A 19,827-nucleotide genomic window follows, 5' to 3' on the forward strand; every position below is an offset into this window, starting at 1 on the left:
ACGCCCCTCCCCCCCTCGGGTCAACTTGAAGCCCCCGCGCCAGGCCCTATGATCGGGGCATGATCAACATCCTGAAACTCTGCGTCGGCGCTGATTCCGTCGAGGACCTGCTCGACTGGCAATCCTCCCAGCGACGGAACTGGCCGCCCGGCCAGGCGATCCACGTCACCCGCATGTGGCCCAAGCGTGAGGCCGAGGTGCTGGAGGGCGGGTCACTCTATTGGGTGATCAAGGGAGTCATCCTCGCCCGCCAGCGGATCACAGACCTGCAAGAGGTCAACTTGGGCGACGGCATTCCCCGCTGCGCCCTGGTGCTGGACGCCGAGGTCGTCCGCACAGAGGCAGCGCCGCGCCGCCCGTTCCAGGGCTGGCGCTATCTTGACCCGAAGGATTCCCCCCGGGACCTGCCCAAGGGGCGCGGCAAGGATGATCCCTTGCCGCCCGCCCTGGCACAGGCGCTGGCCGAACTGGGCCTGCACTAGAAGTTGTTCGGATTCCCCGCGACGATGGTGCCGGTGCCGCCGTCCTTGCCGTCCTGCACCCATGTGACCGAGGTCCCGTCCAGCCGCACGTCCCAGCAATCCCAGTTCTCGCCGTAGAAAAAGCACATCCCCTCACCTTCGGCCATCCACTTTCCGGTGTAGCCGTCGCCCTTGATCGTGCCGTCCTTGGCATAGAACTCGGTATAGGCACCGGAGGCGGACATGCTGCCCTGCACCGTGTTGCCCGCAATCGCGGCGTTGATCTGGTCAGTGGTGGCAAGGGTCTCTGCCTGGCCCGCGCCGGCGATCACGGCGAGAAACAGGGACAGGGTCAGACAGGAACGGGGGATCATAAGGCCATCTCCAGGTTGGGTGCAGCGCAGTAACTAGGCGGCCTCACGCAACGTCAACCGGCCTTTTCATTCCCCCGAACAGGGATCATGACTGGCGCCATGTCCCGTCCGCTTCTCCTTGCCGCGCCATTCATCTTCCTCCTGCTCTGGTCGGCCGGCTTTGCTATTGCCAAGATCGGCCTCCTGCACGCCGGGCCCTTCACGCTACTGGCCCTGCGTTATTGCATCGCCGTCCTCGTGCTCCTTCCCCTCATCCCGATCCTGAAGCCGCAGTTCCCGAAAGGCCGCGCCGCCTGGGACATCGCGGTCGTCGGCTTCCTGATCCAGGTCGGCTATTTCGGCCTGTGCTACATCGCCTTCAAATCCGGCGTCTCGGCGGGCGGGGTCGCGATCATCGTCTGCCTGCAACCCATCCTCGTCAGCCTGATCGCGCCCTGGATGGTCGGTGAGGCCGTCAGCCGCCTGCGCTGGATCGGCCTTGCCTTGGGTCTGGGTGGAGCGGTCACGGTGATCCTCGCCCGGTCCGGCATCGCGCATGAGCCGCCACTGGGCCTGCTGGCGGCTGTCGGGGGCCTGATCGGCATGACCGCCGCCACACTTTACGAAAAGCGCTTCGGCATCACGACGCATCCGGTGCCCGCCAATCTGATCCAGTACGCCGTGGGCGCGGCCTTCACCCTGCCGCTGGCCCTTGGCACCGAGGGGATGCAGGCCGACTGGACGCCCGAGCTTTGGGCGGTCCTCGGCTATCTGGTGGTCGGCAACTCGCTGATCTCGATCACGCTGCTGCTCGCAATGATCCGCGCGGGAGAGGTCGCCCGGGTCTCTGCCCTTTTCTACCTTGTCCCGCCGCTGTCCGCCTTGTTCGCCTGGCCCCTGCTGGGAGAGGCGATGCCGCCCTTTGCCTGGGCCGGGATGGCGCTTGCCGGGGTCGGGGTCATGCTGGCGCGACGGTAGCTCCTCGTTCGACTTCGTCTCCTCGCCACCGGAGCGAGGAGTGACGAAGTCTTCGAAGAGCGGTCAGTAGGGCTGCGCCGGAACGCCCAGCTTCGCCGCAAGACCGGCATAAGTGGCACGGTCCGCTGCTGACCACTCTGCCACCCGGCTGGCCCAGAGAAGCGCCTGGCTGGAATGGATCAGCCCATCCGACAGGATGCGCAGGTGGTTTGCCCGCAGCGTCTCACCCGACGAGGTGATGTCGGCGATCGCCTCAGCGGTTCCGTTCAAAACCGTGCCCTCGGTCGCGCCCTGACTGTCGACCAGCTGGTAATCCGCAACCCCTTGCGACTGCAGGAAATCCCGCACCAGCCGGTGATACTTGGTCGCGATCCGCAGCCGGTGACCATGCGCGCGGCGGAACCCCGCCGCCGCCGCGTCCAGGTCGTCCACCGTCTCGACATCGATCCAGACGTTCGGCACCGCGATGATCAGGTCCGCCTGTCCGAAGCCCAGCTTCGCGATCTCGGCCACCTCATCCTCGCCCAACTGCTCGCGCACCAGGTCCGACCCGGTGACACCCAGATGGATCCGCCCCGCAGCGAGTTCACGCGGGATTTCGCCGGCCGAGAGCAGCACCGGGACCACGCCCTCCACCCCCTCGACGATCCCGGAATACTCCCGGTCCGAACCCGCTCGCCGCATTGCCACGCCGCGCGCGCTGAACCAGTCGAAGCAGTCCTGCATCAGCCGCCCCTTGGACGGCACCCCGATCCGGATCATTGCACCGCCCCCTTCAGCCGCGCGACCAGACCGGGCCGGATCACTCCGCCCACCGCGGGAATGAAGGCACCTGCACCCAGCACGGCCGTCAGGGCGTCATATCGCCCGCCCGAGCCGACCGGAGGCAGTCCGTCAGCCAGGAAGCTGAAGACGAAGCCGTCGTAGTACTCCAGCGCCGTTCGGCCGTGGCTGGCCTCAAACGCCAGGGTTGCCACGTCGACGCCCCGCTCTGCCAAAGCGTCCAGTCGCGCCGCGAACCGGTCCACGGCCGGGCCAATGGCCGGCAGCATCGCGGTAATCCCGCGCAGGTGGCTAAGCGCATGGGCGGCAGGGGCCTCCAAGCTGAGCAGATCGTACAGCAAAGCCGCTTCGGTCGCCTTGATCGGCGGAGTTTCCGCATCGGCCACCAGCGCCTCGGCCCGCGCAGCGATCTCCTCCGCCGAACGCAGTCCGACGAAGGTGCCTGCCTCTTCGATCAGTTGCGACGGACTGCCCGCCTTCAACCGCTCCAGCAGCCTGACCCGATCCGCAGGAACTGGAGCCCGCCCGGCAAACCTGTCCAGCAGCGCCCTGAACCGCACCGGCCGCCAGACGTGCCGCAGCAAGGCAGCCTTGCGCCGTTCGGTCGTCTCCAGCCCCCGGACGGCGGCCATCAGGATGCCGATATCCCCGGTGACCGGGCGCAGGTTCAAACCCGCCAGCAGGTCACGGAACAGCGCGAACACCTCGGCATCCGCCGCCTCCGGTGCGGCCCGGTCGAAGACCTCATACCCCACCTGCAGGTACTCGCTGGCGCGACCCGAACCGCGCATCTGCTTGCGGAAGACCTCGCCCAGATAGGCATAGCGGGCCGGCTCCGCTCCATGCGCCATGTGCGCCTGAACGACGGGCACCGTGAAGTCCGGCCGCAGCATCATCTCGCCGCGAACCGGATCGTCCGTCACATAGGCCCGCGCCCGAATATCCTCGCCGTAAAGGTCCAGCAGCGTCCCCGCTGGCAGCAGGATATCCGCTTCGACGGGCACTGCACCCGCGGCGACGAACGCCGCGAGCAGCCGCTCGCCTTCTGCGCGGATCGCCGCCTTCTGGGTCATTGGCCCAGCATCTTTCGGACGGCCGCCACCAATTCAGTCCGCGGCACCTCGACCTGTGCCGGGCGGTCCTTCCATTCCTCCAGCGTCGCGCTTTCGGCGATCTTCGCGCCAAGGATCAGGTCCTTGAGGATGACCGTGCCCTTCTCGGCCTCATTCCCGCCCTGGATCACCGCGACGGGAGACTGCCGCTTGTCGGCATACTTGAGCTGGTTGCCGAAATTCTTCGGGTTGCCCAGATAGGCCTCGGCCCGGATCCCGGCCTGCCGCAACTCGCCGACCATGCCCATGTAATCGGCCATCCGGTCTCGGTCCATCACGGTTACAACCACCGGGCCCGCGCTTTCGGCCGTGCTGCGCCCCTTGGCCCGAAGCGCGGCCAGCAGCCGGTCCACCCCGATGGAAACCCCGGTCGCCGGCACATCCTGCCCGGTGAAGCGCTTGACCAGCCCGTCATACCGCCCACCCCCGGCGACCGAGCCGAACTGGCGCTTGCGGCCCTTTTCATCCAGGATCTCGAAGGTCAGCTCGGCCTCGTAGACCGGCCCGGTATAGTAGCCGAGCCCCCGCACGACGCCGGGGTCCAGCACGATCCGGTCCGGCCCGTAGCCCTGCGCATCCAGAAGGGCGGCGATCCCTTCCAGTTCATCGACACCCTCTGACCCGATGACCGAGGCCCCCACCAGCTCGCGCAGCCGGGCGACCGTTGCAGCACCCGTGTCGCGCCTGGCGGTGGTGAAGCCCATCACGATTTCGGCCTGTTCAGCTGAAAGACCTGCACCTTTGGTGAAGTCTCCGCTGTCGTCCTTGCGGCCCTCTCCCAAGAGGGCGCGGACGCCGTCTGGCCCCAGGCGGTCGATCTTGTCGATGGCTCGCAGAACGATGCCGCGTTCGGCGTCCTTGTCGTCCCCGGCAAGGCCCGCCACTTCCATCACGCCGTTCAGGACCTTGCGGTTGTTCACCTTCACCACGTAGTCGCCGCGGGGGATGCCGACTTCTTCCAGGGCGTCGGCCAGCATGGCGCAGATTTCGGCGTCGGCGGCGACAGAGGCAGAGCCGACCGTATCCGCGTCGCACTGGTAGAACTGGCGGAAGCGGCCGGGGCCGGGTTTCTCGTTCCGCCAGACGGGGCCCATCGCGTACCGGCGGTAGGGGGAGGGGAGGTCGTTGCGGTACTGGGCGGCGACGCGCGCGAGAGGGGCGGTGAGGTCGTACCTCAGGGCCAGCCAGTCCGCGTCCTCATCCTGCCAGGCGAAGACGCCCTCGTTGGGGCGGTCGACGTCGGGGAGGAACTTGCCGAGGGCCTCCACGGTTTCGACGGCCGAGGTCTCCAGCGGGTCGAACCCGTACCGGTGGTAGACGGCGGCGATGCGGTCGAGCATGGCTTTCCGTTCGGTGACCTCGGCCCCGAAATAGTCGCGGAATCCCTTCGGGGTCTCGGCGCGGGGGCGGCGGGGTTTGTCGGCCATGGGCGGGACCTTCGCTTTTGATCGGGGTCCGTGTATCCCGTGGGTGAGGAACGGGCAAGCGGGGGGTGTGATGGACCGGGTTGATGAGCTGGAGGAACGGGTGGCCCATCTGATGCGGGCGGTGGAGGACCTGTCGGACGTGGTGGCCCGTCAGGCGGGGGAGATCGCGGGGCTGGAGCGGCGGGTCCGGCTTCTGATGGAGCGGGCGGCGGCAGAGGAGGCTTCGGGAGGGGGCTCTGTGGAGGCGAACGTCCGCCCGCCGCACTGGTGAGGGGTGCCCACGCGTGGGCAGGTGGAGGCCGCAAAGGATTCCAAGGGGTTAGCTGTGGGCGTTAGGGGTTTGTTAAGGGTTTGGCGCTGTCCTTACAGAGATCAAAACTGATTATTCGACACAAACGGTCTTGGAACTTTACGCGAACATTGTGATACTGTGCGGCACTTGCCTCCTCGCAAACATCTTGGAGTTGAGTTCCCTCTGATATACGGTGTGATCCAATGGAAGAGCTGAGGGTTAAGAATTTGAGTGAGTTGCAAGGCACTCTTTTCGATGAGCGATTTCTTGGAAAGTACGCTGGTTCCATCATGTCGGACCCAACGACTGCGCTTGTTGAGCTTGTTGCAAATGCTTGGGACGCTTACGCCACAGAAGTTCATATTTCTTGGCCAGAGCGCGGCAAGAAGGCCTTTTTCTCAATCCGGGATAACGGATGCGGAATGACTAAGAGCGAGTTCTCCAAGCGTTGGAGAACGCTCGACTACGACAGGGTTACCCATCAGGGGAACATGGCAGAACCACCTTCGGGATTGCCGGGTGCGCGACCGAGACGAGTTTACGGAAACAACGGAAGAGGCCGCCATGCCGCTTTCCATTTTTCCTCTCCCTATAAAGTAATCACGACCAAGGAAGGCACGCGCTGCACGTTTTCCGTCTCACAGGGAACACTCAACCCAATTGAGATTGACTTGGAAGAAGAGACTGCGGGAGATTTCGACAGCGGAACAGAGATACTTGGTTTGAGCCCTATTGGAAGTTCTCTTGCTCCCGAGGAGGTTCGCAGTATCCTCAGCACAAGATTCCTGCTTGATCCTCAGTTTAAAGTCACTGTTGATGGCATTTCAGTGACATTCTCGGATGTACCACAGGATCAAATTCAGGAACTGAAAGTTGATGTCAAAGGCCTTGGCATCGCCATAGTTCGGGTGCTCGACTCCAGTCGGGCAGACCGCACCTCTAAGCAACATGGCATTGCGTGGTGGGTCAACAACCGACTTGTGGGAGAGGCAAGTTGGGCAGCCTTTGTTGACAAAGTCATTGACGGCAGGAAAGAAGAAGCAAAGCGATACTCTTTCGTTGTCGAAGCGACCTTTCTCAAACCAGAAGACGTCCTTCCCGACTGGTCGGCGTTCCGAGATGAGAGCGCAAACTGGAAAATTGCTAAACCAGCGATCCATGAGAGGATTCGCGCTGAGCTGGCGGAGCTACTTAGTGCAAAGCGCAGCATTACTCGCAACCAGATTCTTCAAAGCCAAGCGACTAAGGTCCAAGCTTTACCAAAGTTAAGCCAAGACAGATGGACAGGGATGCTGGATGCCCTCATTGAGCGGTGTCCAAGTCTTGGAGACACACAGATTGCCCAAGTTATGGACATTCTAGCGAACATGGAGTTGGCACAATCACAGTACAGTTTGCTCGATAAGCTGCATGGTCTGTCCCCAAATGATCTGGACTCCTGGAACAGTCTTCTTGAGGAGTGGACAATCAAGGCAGCGAAAGAGGCTTTGGACGAGATTGCTCGGCGGCTCAAGCTGATTGAGGAGATTCGCCAGAAGACTGCGTCCACCTTAACTAGAGAAGTCCAAGACCTGCAGCCACTATTCGGGCAATCACTATGGATATTTGGTCCGCAGTTCGAGAGTATAGAGTTTACGTCGAATAAGGGAATGACCCGGGTTGTAAATCAGCTTTTCGGATTGAGTGAAGAGGGTTCGCTTCGGAGACCCGATTTTGTTGTTCTTCCAGATAGCACGGTTGGCTTCTACGACCGGCCAAGCTTTGACCATGAACACAATCAGAGCGGAGTCGATACGCTAATCATTGTTGAACTCAAGCGGCCGGGCGTTCCACTTGGATCGCGGGAAAAGAACCAAGTTTGGGATTACGTTAAAGAGCTGAGAAATAAGGGGCTCATTTCTTCAGACACTTACGTAACGGGATACTTACTTGGTGATTCAATCGAAAAACAAGAGTCTGAGCCTTTGCGAGTGGGGGATCGGACAATTATTCGTCCAATGCTGTACAATACCTTTATCGGACAGGCCGAAAAGCGAATGCTTAACTTGCATGCAAAGCTGATGGATGCGCCATTTATGATTGAAGCGCTGAAGGCTGCCGAACCAGTCCAAGCGGACCTTCTACTGGACCCGACGCTTCAGTAGCAATCACCCCCTCCCAAACCACTCCTCCACCTTGTCCAGCACGTCGTCGATCAGGCCGGGGGACCTCGCCTGGGGGCCGGTGAAGCGGAGGAGCCAGCCGGTGGGGGTGGGCTCTCGGGTGATCGTCAGGCCTTGGCGGAGGCGCAGCAGCCTGCGGGGGCGGCGGGTGGTGGGGTCCACGGGCTCGCGCGCGATATCCATCAGGACGGGGCGGAGGGCGGACCATTGGGTCTCGGGTCCCCTGCCCGCGTGCGGGTGGAGGGTGGCGGTGAGGAGGTCCTCATGCCCGCCCATCACGGCGCTGGCGAGGGTGTCGAGTTGGCGGATGGTCAGGGTTTCGGGGGCGGTGAGGAGGGGGCCGAGCGCCTCGACCACTGTCGCATGGGCGCGGAGGCGTTGGCGGGAGGAGCGGGGGAGCGAGGGGAAGAGGGCGGCGATGGCGGCGTCGGGGGTGTCGAAGTGGGACTCGGTGACCGCGTTCAGGATGAGGGCGGCTTTTTCCCAAGGCGAGACGGGCTCGCGCACCTCGTTCTCGGTCACCATGGCGGTGAGGGCCTGGGCGACGGATTGGGGGGAGCGGAGGAAGGCGGGGATGGTGGGGAGGCCGAGGTGCCCGGCGGCGGTGAGGCGGCGGAGGCCGGAGATGAGGCCGTAGGTGTGGGTTCCGGCCGCATGGGGGCGGGGGGTGGAGAGGGCCCAGACCTCGATCGGGGTGCGGAGGCCCTCGGTCGCGATGGAGTGCTGGAGTTGGGCGAGGGCTGCGGGGTCCAGCGTGGTGCGGTCGCGGAGGAGGGCGTGGGGGTCGATTGAGGTGAGGGGAAGGTGGTGGAGGGGGTCCATGCGTGATGCTCCTTTGGCAGGAGGGAAGCGCATGGGGGTTAAGGCGGCGTGAGGCGGGCGGGCGGTCAGGGTTTGCGCGTCATGCGGCGACGGCGGTCCTTTATGCGGTCCGTGGCGGCGTCGGTGCCGTCGTGGAAGGAGCCGAACCAGCGGTCCCAGGGGACCTCGGCGGTGCCGTAGTTGCATTCGAAGAAGCGGTGGTGGAGCTGGTGGTGGAAGTCGCCGGCGTTGATGAGGCGGGTGTCCTTTGCGAGGAGGCCCTCGAAGCCGGCGTGGGAGAAGGAGGGGCCGATCATCTTGATGTAGATGTGGACGAGGAAGATCACCGGGTGGGAGGGGACGATGAAGTGGATGAGGACGGCGGAGGCGTAGAGGAGGCTTTCGACGGGGTGCATGGAGAGGCCGGACCAGGGGCCGATGTTGATGGAACGGTGGTGGAGCGCGTGGACGCGGGCGTAGAGCGGCGGCCAGTGCAGGAGGCGGTGGACGAAGTAGAAGTGGGCGGAGGTGAAGATGGGGACGGCGAGGAGCCAGGCGAGGAACCAGAGTTCGTTGCCGGTGAAGGCGAAGGTGGGGATGACGTTGTTTGCGGTGCCCCACCAGTAGAGGACCTCGAACAGCGTCCAGGCGGCGACGCCGGAGGTGAGGCTGTGGAACATGTTGTCGAGGATCTGGTCGCGGAAGGCGAAGGAGCCGTTGTCGCGCATCAGGGGGCGGGCGTCGTATTTCAGGCGGTCGCCCTGGAGGGTGAAGGTGAAGAGCCAGAGGTGGAGGGTGCCGGCGTAGAGGGTGAGGAGGAGGAGGTTGCGGGCCCAGATGGCGAGGACCCAGCCGGGGGCGAGGGTCTGCATGGTTTCGGGGCTTGGTTGGAGGAGGGTGTAGACCAGGACCGCGGTGGCGAGGAAGAGGGTGCCGGAGGTCAGCTGGACCCAGCGTTTGGTCAACCACCAGAGGGCGGCGCGGGGGTTCGGGGGCCAGTGGAAGAGGGCGGAGTCCGGGATGGGGAACTGCGGGTGGTGGTTCCAGATCTCGCGGCGGGGGGGCTCGTCGGGCATGGGTTATCCGTGGAGGGGGCGGAGGCGGTCGAGGGCTTCGGCGAGTTTTTCGCGCTCCTCGGGCGGCATGGGGATGGAGGTGGCGGCGTCGGGGAACTGGCTGGTGCGGACGGCGTCGGCGAAGGCGGTGAGGGCGCGGCGGCGTTCGGTGTCGAGGGCGGCGCGGAGGGGTTTGAGGTCTCCGAACGGTCTGGCGTGGCGGGGGAGTTTCGGGGTGTCGCCGCAGATGTCGGCGGTGAAGAGAAAGACGACGTCGGTGCCCTGGCCGGAGCCGATGCCGTGGGTGATGAGTTTTGTGCGCTGGCTGATGGCGGCGGCGGCGTCCTCGGCGACGCATTCCAGTTCTACGGCGATGGCCCCGGCGTCTTCCAGGCGGCGGACGTCTTCAAGGATCGATAGGGCCTCGTCGGCGGTGCGGCCCATGGCGCGGAGGCCGCCGGTGGCGATGGACTTGCGGGGGATCAGGCCGGCGTGGCCCTGGATTGATAGGCCCTCGCGGGCGAGCATCTCGATGATCTGCAGGCTACGGATGGTGTAGATGCAGTCGGCCCCGGCGGTGGCGACGCGGAAGGCTTCGCGCAGGACCTCGTCGGGGGTGACGAGGTGCGCCGCTCCGATGGTGGCGATGATGTACTGGTCGGGGGCGGCGGCACGGGCCTCGTCGTAGCGCAGGGACGTGACGCTCAGGAGGTCGATGCCCGAGGCGGCGACGGCGGCGGCTTCCTCGGCGATGTCGCGGGTGGCGTTGGCTTGGGTCAGCTTCCGGTGTTCGGCTTTCGCCTTGCGGATGTCGCGGAGCGTCAGGTTCCGTCGGGCGGGCTGACCGCCGAAGGTGTAGATCGGGGTCATGTGCCTACCCCGATGCGGTAGTGGGTGATGAAGGGTTCGCCCGGGTAGAAGGCTTGCGCGGTGGGGATGCCCATGGAGCTGATCGGGTTCGGGGCGGTGGAGACGGCGGGGCCGAGGTCGAAAGCGGCGCTCACGGGTTCCACGCCCAGGGCGACGTGTCGGCTGTTCCAGGGGGCGTAGGCGCGGCCCCGGTTGGAGATCCAGAGGAGGAGCGAGGGGAAGTGGGCGGTGTCCCAGTCGAGGGTCACGGTCCAGTTGTCGGGGTGGTGGAGGCGAAAGCCTCCCGAGACGCCGGTAAGCTGGACGAGTTCTTCGGTGTTCTCGGTCAGGGGGAGGGCGGCGAGAGAGAGGGTGGTCTCCGTGCGGGTTGGGACTGCCGTGAGAGAGGCGAAGGTGGAGCCGGGTTGCAGGAGACCCTGACTGGGCTCGACGTCGAGGGGGAAGACGCGGCCCTGGCGGAAGGCGGGCGGATCGAGTCGGGCTTGGGCAGTGGTCGGCAGGCGGAGCGTCGGGTGGAGGCCGATGGGCAGGCGGCAGGGGCGGCGGGCCTCGACGGTGAGGGTGATGTTCAGGGCGGGGGCCTGCGGGTCGGCGGCAATGGTGCGGGTGAGGCGGCGGATGGGGTGGGTGTTGGCGTAGTCGCAGGTGAGGGTGATGCGGTCGGGGGCGGTTTCGGTGAAGACCCACTCGGCGTTGGAGGAATGGCCGTGCGGGACCCCTGCCCCGTCGAAGGTTTCGCCGGTGGCGGACCAGCCTTCGGACAGGCTGCGGGGGGCGTCGGTGCCGAAGGGGACGCAGGGCCATTCGCCGCGCAGGTCCTGCAGGATGGGCGGTTGGTCCTTGCGGGTCGGGTCGTCGAACCAGGGGGCAACGTGGAGGGGGGAGACCTGTCGGCCGTCGGGCAGGAGGAAGGTGACGGGGCCGAGCATCCCGCCAAGGGCCTGGACCGAGGCCATGCCATGCGCCCAGGCGATGGCGTGGCGCTGGGTCATCGGACGGCCATCAGGTTTTCGGCCATGCCGGGGGTGTCGACGCGGGTGCGGAAGAGGCTGCCTGCAAGGCGGTGTCCGGGGGGTGTCACGATGGAGGCGGTGGTGATGTAAAGCGTCTTGAGGTCAGCGCCGCCGAAGACGCATGTGGTGACGTTGGGAACGCCGATGTCGACTGTCCCTTTGAGTGCGCCATCTGGGCCGACGCGGGCGATGCAGCCGCCGCCAAAGCGGCAGTTCCAGAGGTCACCGGCGGAGTCGATGGCCGAGCCGTCTGGCAGGCCCCGGTCAAAGCCGCGAAAGTGGTCGCGGCGGTTGGTGATCTGGCCTGCGTCGTAGTCGTAGGCCCAGAGGACGTTGTCGAGCGTATCACCGAAGTAGAAGGTGCGGCGGTCGGGGGACCAGCAGAGCGTATTGGAGATGCCGAGGCCTTCCACGAAAATGGTGACGCTGCCATCGGGGGCGATGCGGAACAGCTTGCCCTCGCCCGGACCGGGGTCGCCGAGTTCGCCGTCGGGGAGGACGTTGTTCTTCATCGAGCCGACCCAGAAGTTGCCCAAGGGGTCGGTGCGGCCGTCGTTGAGGCGGACCCTCGGGAAGCCCTCCAGCCGGAAGCCGTGGTCCTGGCGGCGGTCGGTGGCGGGCCACCACCAGATGAGTTTGGAGGCGAGGCAGACCAGCATCCGGCCGGGGTCGGTGGTGAGGGACAGGGCCACGACGGGTTCGTCGAAGAGCCAGGAGCGGGTGGCGGAGGAGGCCTCGTCAAAGCGGTGGATCAGGAAGCGGTTGATGTCGGTCCAGTAGACCGCGCGGTCGGGGGCGGACCAGACCGCGCCCTCGCCGCAGCGGTCGCCGATGGGGGTTGCGACCTCGACGCTCATTCCGCCGCCGCCATCAAGCTGCGCGCCGGGCCAAGGGCGTGGGCGTTCTGCACGAGGGCCTTCATGTAGCCGAGCGCGAAGGCCTTCCCGGCGTGCCAGGAGGCGTCGCAGGTCATTTCGGGCGTGTGGTCGGGGATCATCACGCCCTGGTAGTTCTCGTCCCGCAGGATGCGGACGATCTCGGCCATGTCGATGTCGCCGTCGTCGACGAAGGTCTCGACGTAGCGGGGGACCTTCCCGCGCACGTTGCGGAAGTGGATGTAGCCGATCCGGCCAGAGCGGGCGAAGCGGCGGACGTGGGCGTAGATGTCGGCGCCGGGCATTTCCTGCAAGCTGCCGAGGCAGAGTTCGAGGCCGTTCCTTGGGCTGTCCACGAGGGACATCAGGCGGTCGTATTTCTCGGGCCGGTTGACGAGGCGCGGGGTGTTGCGGAGGAGGTCCAGCGGTGGGTCGTCTGGGTGGGCGGCGAGCGTGACGCCGGCCTCTTCGGCGACGGGGACCATTTCGGCGAGGAAGTGTTGCAGGCGGTCCCAGAGTTCGGTTTCGGTCAGGGAGACGGGGGGTGCGCCGGGCCGTTCGGGGCGGTAGCGCATGTTCCAGACCATGCCGTCGGGGATGGGGGCATCCAGTTCCGAAGGGGCCATGCCGAGGGCGACGGAATTGGCGCGGCCGCGGGCGTAGGGGCCACGGGTCCAGCCGTAGACTCCAGCGATGGAGAAGTTGTAGCCGATGCAGGGGACGCCCGCGCGGCCCGCGTCGCGGATCAGCCGTTTGAGGCCCTCGATCTGGGCGGGGCGTTCGGGGCCGTCGAGGAGGACGTCGTACCAGAAGCGGGGCGAGAAGTTTTCGAGGGCGGCGAGTTCGAGGCCCTCGGCTTTCAGGGCGGCCACGAGGGCGGAGAGTTCCTCGTAGGTCCAGAGCGTGTCGGTGGAGCAGTCGCCCCAGCCTTGCCGGGGATCGCCGCCGTGGATCTTGGGGTCGCGGCCGGCGAAGTAGTTGGTCAGGTGGGCGACGACATGGGTGGCACCCGCCTGGACGGCGAAGCGGAAATTGTCGGGGGTCAGCATTTCGCGGTAGAGGCCCAGTCCGATCTTCATCACTTCACTCCAATCCCTGCGGTGAGGCCGCCGTCGATGCGGAAATCCGATCCGGTGATGAAACCGGCCTTGTCGGAGGCGAGGTAGGCGACCAGTTCGGCCACCTCCTCGGGTTCGCCGATGCGGCCGATGGGGTGGGCGGCGCCGAAGCGGGCGAAGGCCTCAGCCTCGGTCACACCCTCGCCGCCGTAGGTGCGGGCGGCGAGTGACAGGAGCGGTGTGCGGACCGAGCCGGGGGAGACGGAGTTGACGCGGATGCGCTGGTCGGCGTGGTCCAGCGCCATCGCGCGGGTCAGGGCGTGGATGGCGCCCTTGGTGGCGACGTAGACGGCGACGTTCTGCTGGCAGTTATGGCCCTGGACCGAGGAGATGTTCACGATCGCTCCACCCCCGGTCATGTGCGGGAGGCCGTGGCGGGCGGTGAGGTAGATCGAGCCGACGTTGACGGCCATGCAGCGGTCCCAGGTGGCGGGGTCGGTGGTGAGGACGGTGCCGAACGGGTGGATCGCGGCGGCGTTAACGATGATGTCGAGACGGCCGTGGCGGGCGATGCAGTCGGCGACGGCGGCGGCGACCTGGGTGTCGTTGGAAACGTCGCAGAGGCGGGTTTCCATTGGCAGGTTTTCAGCCTTGGCGAGGGCGTCGAACTCGGCGTTGACCTCGGGGTCGATGCCGAGGGCGAGGACCTTGGCGCCGCCCTGCGCCAGCCGTCGCGCCGAGGCGCGGCCGATGCCGGAGGTGCCGGTGACGAGTGCGATTTTGCCTGCGAATTCCATCTTTCCGCCCTTTCCTTCAGCGGCTGCGGTCGAGCATCTGGTTCAGGAGAACGGCGCCCAGGATGATCGCCCCCCGCACCACGTATTGCCAGTATTCCGAGACGTTCAGCAGGGTCATCCCGTTCGAGATGCAGCCGAGGAAGATGACGCCAACGAAGGTGCCCCAGATGCGCCCCTTGCCACCGAAAAGGGAGGTACCCCCGATGATGACGGCGGCGATGACGTCAAGCTCCATCCCCGTGGCGGTGGTGCCGGTGCCGGAGCCGATCTGCGAGGCGATGAGGGTACCGGAAACGGCGGTGAGGACCCCGGTCAGGGCGAGGGTCAGGCTTTTGACCTTCCAGACGTCGATGCCGGAAAGCCGCGCGGCCTCCATGTTGCCACCGACGGCGTAGACCGAGCGGCCAAAGCTGGTGTGGTTCATCAGGAAGTGCATGGCGACGAAAGTCAGCGCGAAGAGGTAGACCGGGAAGGGGATGCCGAAGAGATAGCCGCCGCCGAAGAAGCCGAAGCTTGAGGGCAGGTTCGACAGGGGAAAGCCGCCGGTGATCAGGTTCGCCGCCCCGCGCAGGGCGGTGAAGAGGGCCAGCGTGGTGATGAAGCTGGGCACGTTGAACCACTGGCGGAACTTGCCGGTCATGAAGCCGGTGAAGAAGCCGACGATCAGGGCGGCGAGGAAGCCGATCCCCAAAGCAGCCGTGCCACCCCAGGCTTCGGCGTAGGTCACGCCGAACCAGGCGACGATGCAGCCGGCAAGGGCGGCCCCTGCCCCGACGGACAGGTCGATCTCCCCCGCGATGATGACGGCGGTCATGCCGAAGGCGATGATCCCCAGCATGGCGACGGTGCGCAAGACGTTCAGGGTGTTCGCCAAGGAGGCAAAGCCCGGTGCGGTGAAGATCAGGAAGACGACCAGCGCCAAGAGGATCAGTTCCATCGTGTAGGTGCGCACGAAGGGCATCAGCCCCCCGTTCGCCCGTTGCGCGGTGGTAGGCGCGTCGCTCATGTCTGATCCTTCATGCAGAGGGCGTAGAGGTCGTTCAGGGTGATCTCGGTCGGGTCCACCTCGGCCACGATGCGGCCTTGGCGCATCACGAGGATGCGGTCGGCGACTTCCAGGACTTCTTCCAGTTCGGTGGAGACGAAGACCGCGCCCAAGCCTTCGGAGGCCTTCTGCCAGATGATGTCGAAGATCTGCCGCTTGGCCTGGACATCGACACCGCGCGAGGGTTCGTCGAAGAACATGACTTTGGGAGCGGTGTTCATCCACTTGCCGATGACGACCTTCTGCTGGTTGCCGCCCGACAGGGACGACACCGGCAGCAAGGGGTCGGGGACCTTGATCGCAAGGTCCTTGATCTGGCGGTCGACGAAGCCTTGCTCCCCCGCCCGGCTGACGATCCCGGCCGAGGAGATGCGCGCGAGGCTGGCAAGGCAGAGGTTGTCATGGGTGGAGAGAATCTGAACGAGGCCGGCTTCCTTGCGGTTTTCCGGCGTGTAGCCGAGGCCGGCGTTCTTCATCGTCTGGAGGTCTGGGCGCTGGAAGCTGCGACCGGCGACTGTCACGGAGCCTGCATCCACCGGGTCGGCACCAAAGACGGCGCGCATCACTTCGGTCCGGCCCGCGCCGAGGAGGCCCGCGATGCCAAGGATTTCGCCGGGGTGGACCTGAAAGCTGATGTCGGCAAAGACGCCGTGTCGGGTCAGACCCTTGACGTCCAGAAGCGGCGAACCGCTACGGTCGATCACCTGGCGGGCCGGGCGTTTGGCCTTGGCAGTTTCGCCGAACATCATCTCGACGATGCGGTCGGGGGTGGCCCCGGCCATGTCGATGGAGCCCGCGAAGTTGCCGTCGCGCAGGACGGTGCAGGTGTCGGCGATCTGGAAGAGCTCGTTCATCCGGTGGGTGATGTAGAGGATTGTCACCCCGCGGTCGCGCAGGCGGCGGACGAGGGTGAAAAGCAGGTCGACCTCACGCGTGGCAAGGGCCGAGGTGGGTTCGTCGAGGAGCAGGATCGAGGGTCGGAAGGACATGGCCTTCGCGATCTCGATCACCTGCTGCTGGCCGACCGACAGGGTGGAGACGGTGGCGTGGGTGTCGAGGTCGAGGCCCATCTCCGCGAGCAGGGTCGCGGCCTCGCGGTGCATCCGGGCCCAGTCAATCACGCGAACGCCAAGGCGACGGGTCATCGGCAGGCGGCCGAGGAAGATGTTCTCGCCGATGGTCAGCGAGGGGATCAGTGACAGTTCCTGATGGACGGTCACCACCCCCGCGCCGAAAGCATCGTGCGGCGAGGCGAAGGTGGTATCGGTGCCGTTGACGCGGAGGGTGCCTTCGGAGGGCTGGATCACTCCGGCCAGGATTTTCACGAGGGTGGACTTGCCGGACCCGTTCTTGCCCATCAGGGCATGGACCTTCCCCGGCGTGAAGTCATGGCTGAACCGCGCCAGCGCCAGCGTCGGGCCGTAGGCCTTGGACACGGCGTTGAATTCCAGCCGGCCCCGGTCGGTGGGGAGGGAAGCGTCAAGCATGGGTCATGCGGCCTTGGGGTAAGGGTGGACCGGCCCGGGGAGCGCGGGCCGGTCCGGTTCAGGTCAGCCGAGGGTCTTCAGCTGTTCGAGGAAGGCCTTGACCCCGTCGGGATTGCCGCGCGTCAGCGGCAGCACCGGGACGGACTGGTTGGCTTCGACTTCCTTGCCGTCGAGGACAGCGTTGGCGGCCTCCAGCGCGAGGCGGCCAACCTCGAACGGCTGCTGGGCGGTGACGGCCTGCAGGACGTTGTCGGGGTCGAGCAGCATGTTCGCAAGCTGCTCGGTCCCGTCGATGCCGAAGACGAAGACCTTGCCTTCGAGACCGGCCTTCTTCACGGCCTGGGCCGCGCCGATGGTGCCGCCTTCGTTGGCGGCGTAGATGATCTCGATATCGGGGTTCGCGGTCAGGATGTCCGAGGCGACTGCGACGGCCTTTTCGGCCAGCCAGGCGTCCTGTTGGGCGACGACTTCGACCTGGTCCTTCACCTTGTCGAGGAAGCCGTTGACGCGATCATCGCTTTGCTCGGGCAGAAGCGACTTGAAGGCCACCGTGGCGATCTTGACCTTGCGGTCGGGGGCGAGGGTCTTGAGGAAGGCGCTGGCGGCGTCGCCGGTGGCATTGCCGAGGTCGATGTTCGACGAGGTGATCGAGGCCTTGGGCAGGTCGCTGTTGACCGTGGTGCCGAAGGTGATGACGGTGATGCCGGCATCGACCGCCTTCTGGATCGCCGGGATCGAGCCGTCAGCCGAGAGGGGCGTCAGCGCGATGGCCTGCACGCCACGGGCGATGTAGGTGTCGATCAGCTGGCTTTCCTTTTCCAGCTTGTTGTCGCTGTTGGCTTCCAGAAGCTCGACCCCCGAAGCCTCGGCCGCGGCGGCCATGCCCATGAGCACGGTCCGCATGTACTGGTCCTGCTGGAAGACGATGCCGGCGATGGCGCGGTCCTGGGCAAACACGGCTTTGGGCAGGCCGATGGTGGCTGCGGCTGCTGCGCCCACGGACGACAGCAGGATACCCCGTCTGGTAATCATGATTGAACTCCTCCCGAATGGTCTGTTGTTCGTTGCGCTCTCTTCCTTGGATGCCGGGGCGCGAGAGCTTCGTTCCGGCCTTGGATGCGCAGTCCACAGGGGCGGGCTGCGCGGCGGTTCAGGTCCGTCGGTCACTGGCGCCGGCGACGAAGCGCAGGCCGAATTCCAGGTGGCGGCTCATCAGGTAGGCGTAGGCGATGCGGTCGCGGGCCAGAAGGGCGGCGACGACTTCGGCATGGGCGGCGTGGGTGTCGGTCTGCACCGGGCGGGCGGATTTGCCGATCTGCATGACCTCGACGATCACGGGGGACAGCATCCGGTAGGCGGCTAGCGTGGTGCGGTTGCCGCCCAGCGCGATGATCGCCTCGTGGAAATCATAGTCGGCCTGGGCGGCCTCGGGGACGGTGCTGGCGGTGATGAGGCGGTCGTTGACCTGGGAGAGGGCGGCGATGTCCGCGTCGGAGGCTTTCAGGATCACCTCGTCGCCGACGCCCAGTTCAATGATCCGGCGGTAGCCTTGCAGATCGCGGAAGCTGTCCGGCGAGATGCCGTTGTGGACGGAGAAAAGCCGCTTGATCGCCTCGCCATGCCCGGCGGCGACCACGGCACCAACCTTGGGGCGAGTCTCGATCAGCCCGTAGGCGCGCAGGACGACCAGCGCCTCGCGGACGGTGTTGCGGGAGGCCTGGAACATCTCGCCCAGGTCGCGTTCGGTGGGGACGGGATCGCCGATCCGCAGGCCGCGGTCGGTCAGCATCTCGCGGATCTGTTCGACAAGGCGGTCCACGGCGGAGACGCGGGGGACGTCTGCCCCCGGAGGTCCAACCTGTGTGTTGCTGTCGTCGGCCAGCACGATGAGCCCTTCCGTTTCACTTTTCTATTTGTTGGTCCAGGATTCGGATTCTGTCAATCCGGTTCGCGCTAGTGTGCGGAAACAGTTGAGGCGTGCCCGAAAAGCCGTTGATTTTCGTGGGCGAGGCGGTATCAAGAGCCGGGCTGGTCCAACAATAAGAGGCGCAGGGATGGAGCAGATGGAGGAGTGTTTCCGCTGGTATGGCGACAGCGATCCGGTGCCGCTGGCGCATATCGCGCAAGCCGGGGCGACGGGGATCGTGACGGCGATCCACGAGATCTACGACGGCTCGCCTTGGCCGGATGAGGCCATCGCCCGGCGCAAGGCCACCATCGCGGCAGCGGGGCTGCGCTGGTCGGTGGTGGAGAGCATTCCGGTCCATCCGTCGATCAAGCTGGGGACTCCGGAGCGGGACCGCTACATCGGCCATTGGCAGGATACGCTGGCGGCTTTGGCGCGGAACGGGATCGGTACGGTCTGCTACAACTTCATGCCGGTGGTGGACTGGACGCGGACGGAACTGCGCCACCCAATGCCGAACGGGGCGCTGGCGCTACGCTTCGACGCGGTGGATTGCGCGGCTTATGACGTCTTCGTGCTGCGGCGACCGGGGGCGGAGGGGGATTACTCGGCCAAGCGGCTGGAGGAGGCCAAGGCGCGGTTGGCGTCGCTGGACGAGGCGGCAATTGCCCGCGTCGAACGAAACCTGATCGCGGGGTTGCCTGCAACCGAGGTGAAGTATGACCGGGCGGGGTTCCTGCAGGCGCTGGCCGCCTATGACGGGATCAGTCCTGCGGACCTGGCGGAGAACCTGAACCACTTCCTGCGCGCGGTGGTGCCGGTGGCGGAGGATGTGGGGATCAACCTCTGCATCCATCCCGACGACCCGGCCTTCCCCCTGTTCGGCCTGCCCCGCGTGGTGTCGGACGCTGCGGACGTGCGGCGCATCTTCGCGGCGGCCGATACGCGGGCGAACGGGTTGACCTTCTGCACCGGGTCCTTTGGCACGCGGGCGGACAATGACCTGACGGCGATGGCGAAGGAGTTCGCGCCGCGCATCCACTTCACCCACCTGCGCAACGTGACGCGAGAGCCGGACGGGTCGTTCCATGAGGCGGATCATCTGGGCGGTTCGTCCGACCTGCCCGCCGTGATCGCGGTGCTGCTGGACGAGCAGGCGCGGCGGCGGGCGGAGGGGCGCAAGGACTGGCGCATTCCGCTGCGGCCGGACCACGGTCACCTGATGGCCGACGATCTGACCAAGGATCGGATCAACCCCGGTTACTCGCTGATCGGGCGGCTGCGTGGCCTGGCAGAACTTCGTGGCGTCATGCACGGCATCGACGTCGCGCGCCGCTTGCACTGAAGGGACC

At 65.9% G+C, this 19,827-nt stretch carries 20 protein-coding genes; 5 read left to right on the top strand and 15 right to left on the bottom strand.

Annotated features, from left to right (window positions below; translation table 11 throughout):
* The first annotated feature begins 59 nt into the window (after positions 1-59).
* Positions 60-482: a DUF1489 domain-containing protein gene (locus Q0C42_RS03080; protein ID WP_295071786.1), complete on the top strand. Its 423-nt coding sequence runs from the start codon at positions 60-62 to the stop codon at positions 480-482.
* On the opposite strand, the gene Q0C42_RS03085 is transcribed toward Q0C42_RS03080, so the two are convergent.
* Positions 479-835, bottom strand: a complete 357-nt coding sequence (locus Q0C42_RS03085; protein WP_295071789.1) for a hypothetical protein — start codon at positions 833-835, stop codon at positions 479-481. The two genes, Q0C42_RS03080 and Q0C42_RS03085, sit on opposite strands and share 4 nt — an antisense overlap.
* Positions 836-934: 99 nt before the next feature.
* Here Q0C42_RS03085 and Q0C42_RS03090 point away from each other — a divergent pair, with 99 nt between their 5' ends.
* Positions 935-1,792 carry a DMT family transporter gene (locus tag Q0C42_RS03090; protein WP_295071793.1) on the top strand — a complete coding sequence of 286 codons (858 nt, stop codon included), beginning with the start codon at positions 935-937 and terminating at the stop codon, positions 1,790-1,792.
* 63 nt (positions 1,793-1,855) lie between these two features.
* On the opposite strand, the gene hisG is transcribed toward Q0C42_RS03090, so the two are convergent.
* From hisG to hisS, 3 genes are read right to left on the bottom strand one after another with little or no spacing between them, the layout of a single operon-like run.
* Entirely contained in the window at positions 1,856-2,554 is a 699-nt protein-coding gene (gene hisG / locus Q0C42_RS03095) for an ATP phosphoribosyltransferase (protein ID WP_295071796.1), read from the bottom strand.
* A complete protein-coding gene (locus tag Q0C42_RS03100) occupies positions 2,551-3,648 on the bottom strand; it encodes an ATP phosphoribosyltransferase regulatory subunit (protein WP_295071799.1) in 1,098 nt (365 codons plus the stop codon). Before Q0C42_RS03100 ends, hisG begins: the two co-directional genes overlap by 4 nt.
* The gene (gene hisS / locus Q0C42_RS03105; RefSeq protein ID WP_295071802.1) at positions 3,645-5,114 is read right to left on the bottom strand and encodes a histidine--tRNA ligase; all 1,470 of its coding nucleotides are present in this window, start codon (positions 5,112-5,114) and stop codon (positions 3,645-3,647) included. The genes Q0C42_RS03100 and hisS overlap by 4 nt, the downstream gene beginning before the upstream one ends.
* A 70-nt stretch (positions 5,115-5,184) precedes the next feature.
* Between hisS and Q0C42_RS03110 the strand changes: the two genes are divergently transcribed.
* Both Q0C42_RS03110 and Q0C42_RS03115 read left to right on the top strand, forming a co-directional pair.
* A complete protein-coding gene (locus tag Q0C42_RS03110) occupies positions 5,185-5,385 on the top strand; it encodes a SlyX family protein (RefSeq protein ID WP_295071804.1) in 201 nt (66 codons plus the stop codon).
* A 224-nt stretch (positions 5,386-5,609) separates the two neighbouring features.
* Positions 5,610-7,550 carry an ATP-binding protein gene (locus Q0C42_RS03115; protein ID WP_295071807.1) on the top strand — a complete coding sequence of 647 codons (1,941 nt, stop codon included), beginning with the start codon at positions 5,610-5,612 and terminating at the stop codon, positions 7,548-7,550.
* 3 nt (positions 7,551-7,553) lie between these two features.
* Here the strand turns inward: Q0C42_RS03115 and Q0C42_RS03120 are convergent, their stop codons facing one another.
* The 11 genes from Q0C42_RS03120 to Q0C42_RS03170 all read right to left on the bottom strand — a co-directional run bounded on the left by Q0C42_RS03120 (position 7,554) and on the right by Q0C42_RS03170 (position 18,454).
* Positions 7,554-8,390: a ParB N-terminal domain-containing protein gene (locus Q0C42_RS03120; RefSeq protein WP_295071810.1), complete on the bottom strand. Its 837-nt coding sequence runs from the start codon at positions 8,388-8,390 to the stop codon at positions 7,554-7,556.
* Positions 8,391-8,455: 65 nt separating this feature from the next.
* The gene (locus Q0C42_RS03125; RefSeq protein WP_295071813.1) at positions 8,456-9,445 is read right to left on the bottom strand and encodes a sterol desaturase family protein; all 990 of its coding nucleotides are present in this window, start codon (positions 9,443-9,445) and stop codon (positions 8,456-8,458) included.
* Positions 9,446-9,448: 3 nt separating this feature from the next.
* Positions 9,449-10,294 carry a 3-methyl-2-oxobutanoate hydroxymethyltransferase gene (locus tag Q0C42_RS03130; RefSeq protein ID WP_295071816.1) on the bottom strand — a complete coding sequence of 282 codons (846 nt, stop codon included), beginning with the start codon at positions 10,292-10,294 and terminating at the stop codon, positions 9,449-9,451.
* Entirely contained in the window at positions 10,291-11,286 is a 996-nt protein-coding gene (locus tag Q0C42_RS03135; RefSeq protein ID WP_295071819.1) for a hypothetical protein, read from the bottom strand. Before Q0C42_RS03135 ends, Q0C42_RS03130 begins: the two co-directional genes overlap by 4 nt.
* On the bottom strand, positions 11,283-12,164 hold the full coding sequence (locus Q0C42_RS03140; protein WP_295071822.1) for an SMP-30/gluconolactonase/LRE family protein: 882 nt from the start codon (positions 12,162-12,164) through the stop codon (positions 11,283-11,285). Before Q0C42_RS03140 ends, Q0C42_RS03135 begins: the two co-directional genes overlap by 4 nt.
* Complete coding sequence (locus Q0C42_RS03145) at positions 12,161-13,261, bottom strand: mannonate dehydratase (protein WP_295071825.1); 1,101 nt, start codon at positions 13,259-13,261, stop codon at positions 12,161-12,163. Before Q0C42_RS03145 ends, Q0C42_RS03140 begins: the two co-directional genes overlap by 4 nt.
* Positions 13,261-14,037 (bottom strand): SDR family NAD(P)-dependent oxidoreductase, encoded by a 777-nt coding sequence (locus Q0C42_RS03150; RefSeq protein WP_295071827.1) that lies wholly within the window; start codon positions 14,035-14,037, stop codon positions 13,261-13,263. Before Q0C42_RS03150 ends, Q0C42_RS03145 begins: the two co-directional genes overlap by 1 nt.
* Before the next feature lie 16 nt (positions 14,038-14,053).
* Positions 14,054-15,043 (bottom strand): ABC transporter permease, encoded by a 990-nt coding sequence (locus Q0C42_RS03155; RefSeq protein ID WP_295071830.1) that lies wholly within the window; start codon positions 15,041-15,043, stop codon positions 14,054-14,056.
* Positions 15,040-16,569, bottom strand: a complete 1,530-nt coding sequence (locus Q0C42_RS03160) for a sugar ABC transporter ATP-binding protein (protein ID WP_295071833.1) — start codon at positions 16,567-16,569, stop codon at positions 15,040-15,042. The genes Q0C42_RS03155 and Q0C42_RS03160 overlap by 4 nt, the downstream gene beginning before the upstream one ends.
* A gap of 63 nt (positions 16,570-16,632) precedes the next feature.
* Positions 16,633-17,601, bottom strand: a complete 969-nt coding sequence (locus tag Q0C42_RS03165) for a substrate-binding domain-containing protein (RefSeq protein ID WP_295071836.1) — start codon at positions 17,599-17,601, stop codon at positions 16,633-16,635.
* 118 nt (positions 17,602-17,719) lie between these two features.
* Complete coding sequence (locus Q0C42_RS03170; RefSeq protein ID WP_295071839.1) at positions 17,720-18,454, bottom strand: FadR/GntR family transcriptional regulator; 735 nt, start codon at positions 18,452-18,454, stop codon at positions 17,720-17,722.
* A gap of 169 nt (positions 18,455-18,623) precedes the next feature.
* On the opposite strand from Q0C42_RS03170, the gene uxuA reads away from it, so the two are divergent.
* Positions 18,624-19,820, top strand: coding sequence for a mannonate dehydratase (gene uxuA, locus Q0C42_RS03175; RefSeq protein ID WP_367115712.1), 1,197 nt, complete (start codon positions 18,624-18,626; stop codon positions 19,818-19,820).
* The last annotated feature ends 7 nt before the right edge of the window (positions 19,821-19,827 follow it).

The organism is Tabrizicola sp., assembly GCF_022842145.1.
Classification (GTDB): Bacteria; Pseudomonadota; Alphaproteobacteria; order Rhodobacterales; family Rhodobacteraceae; genus Tabrizicola.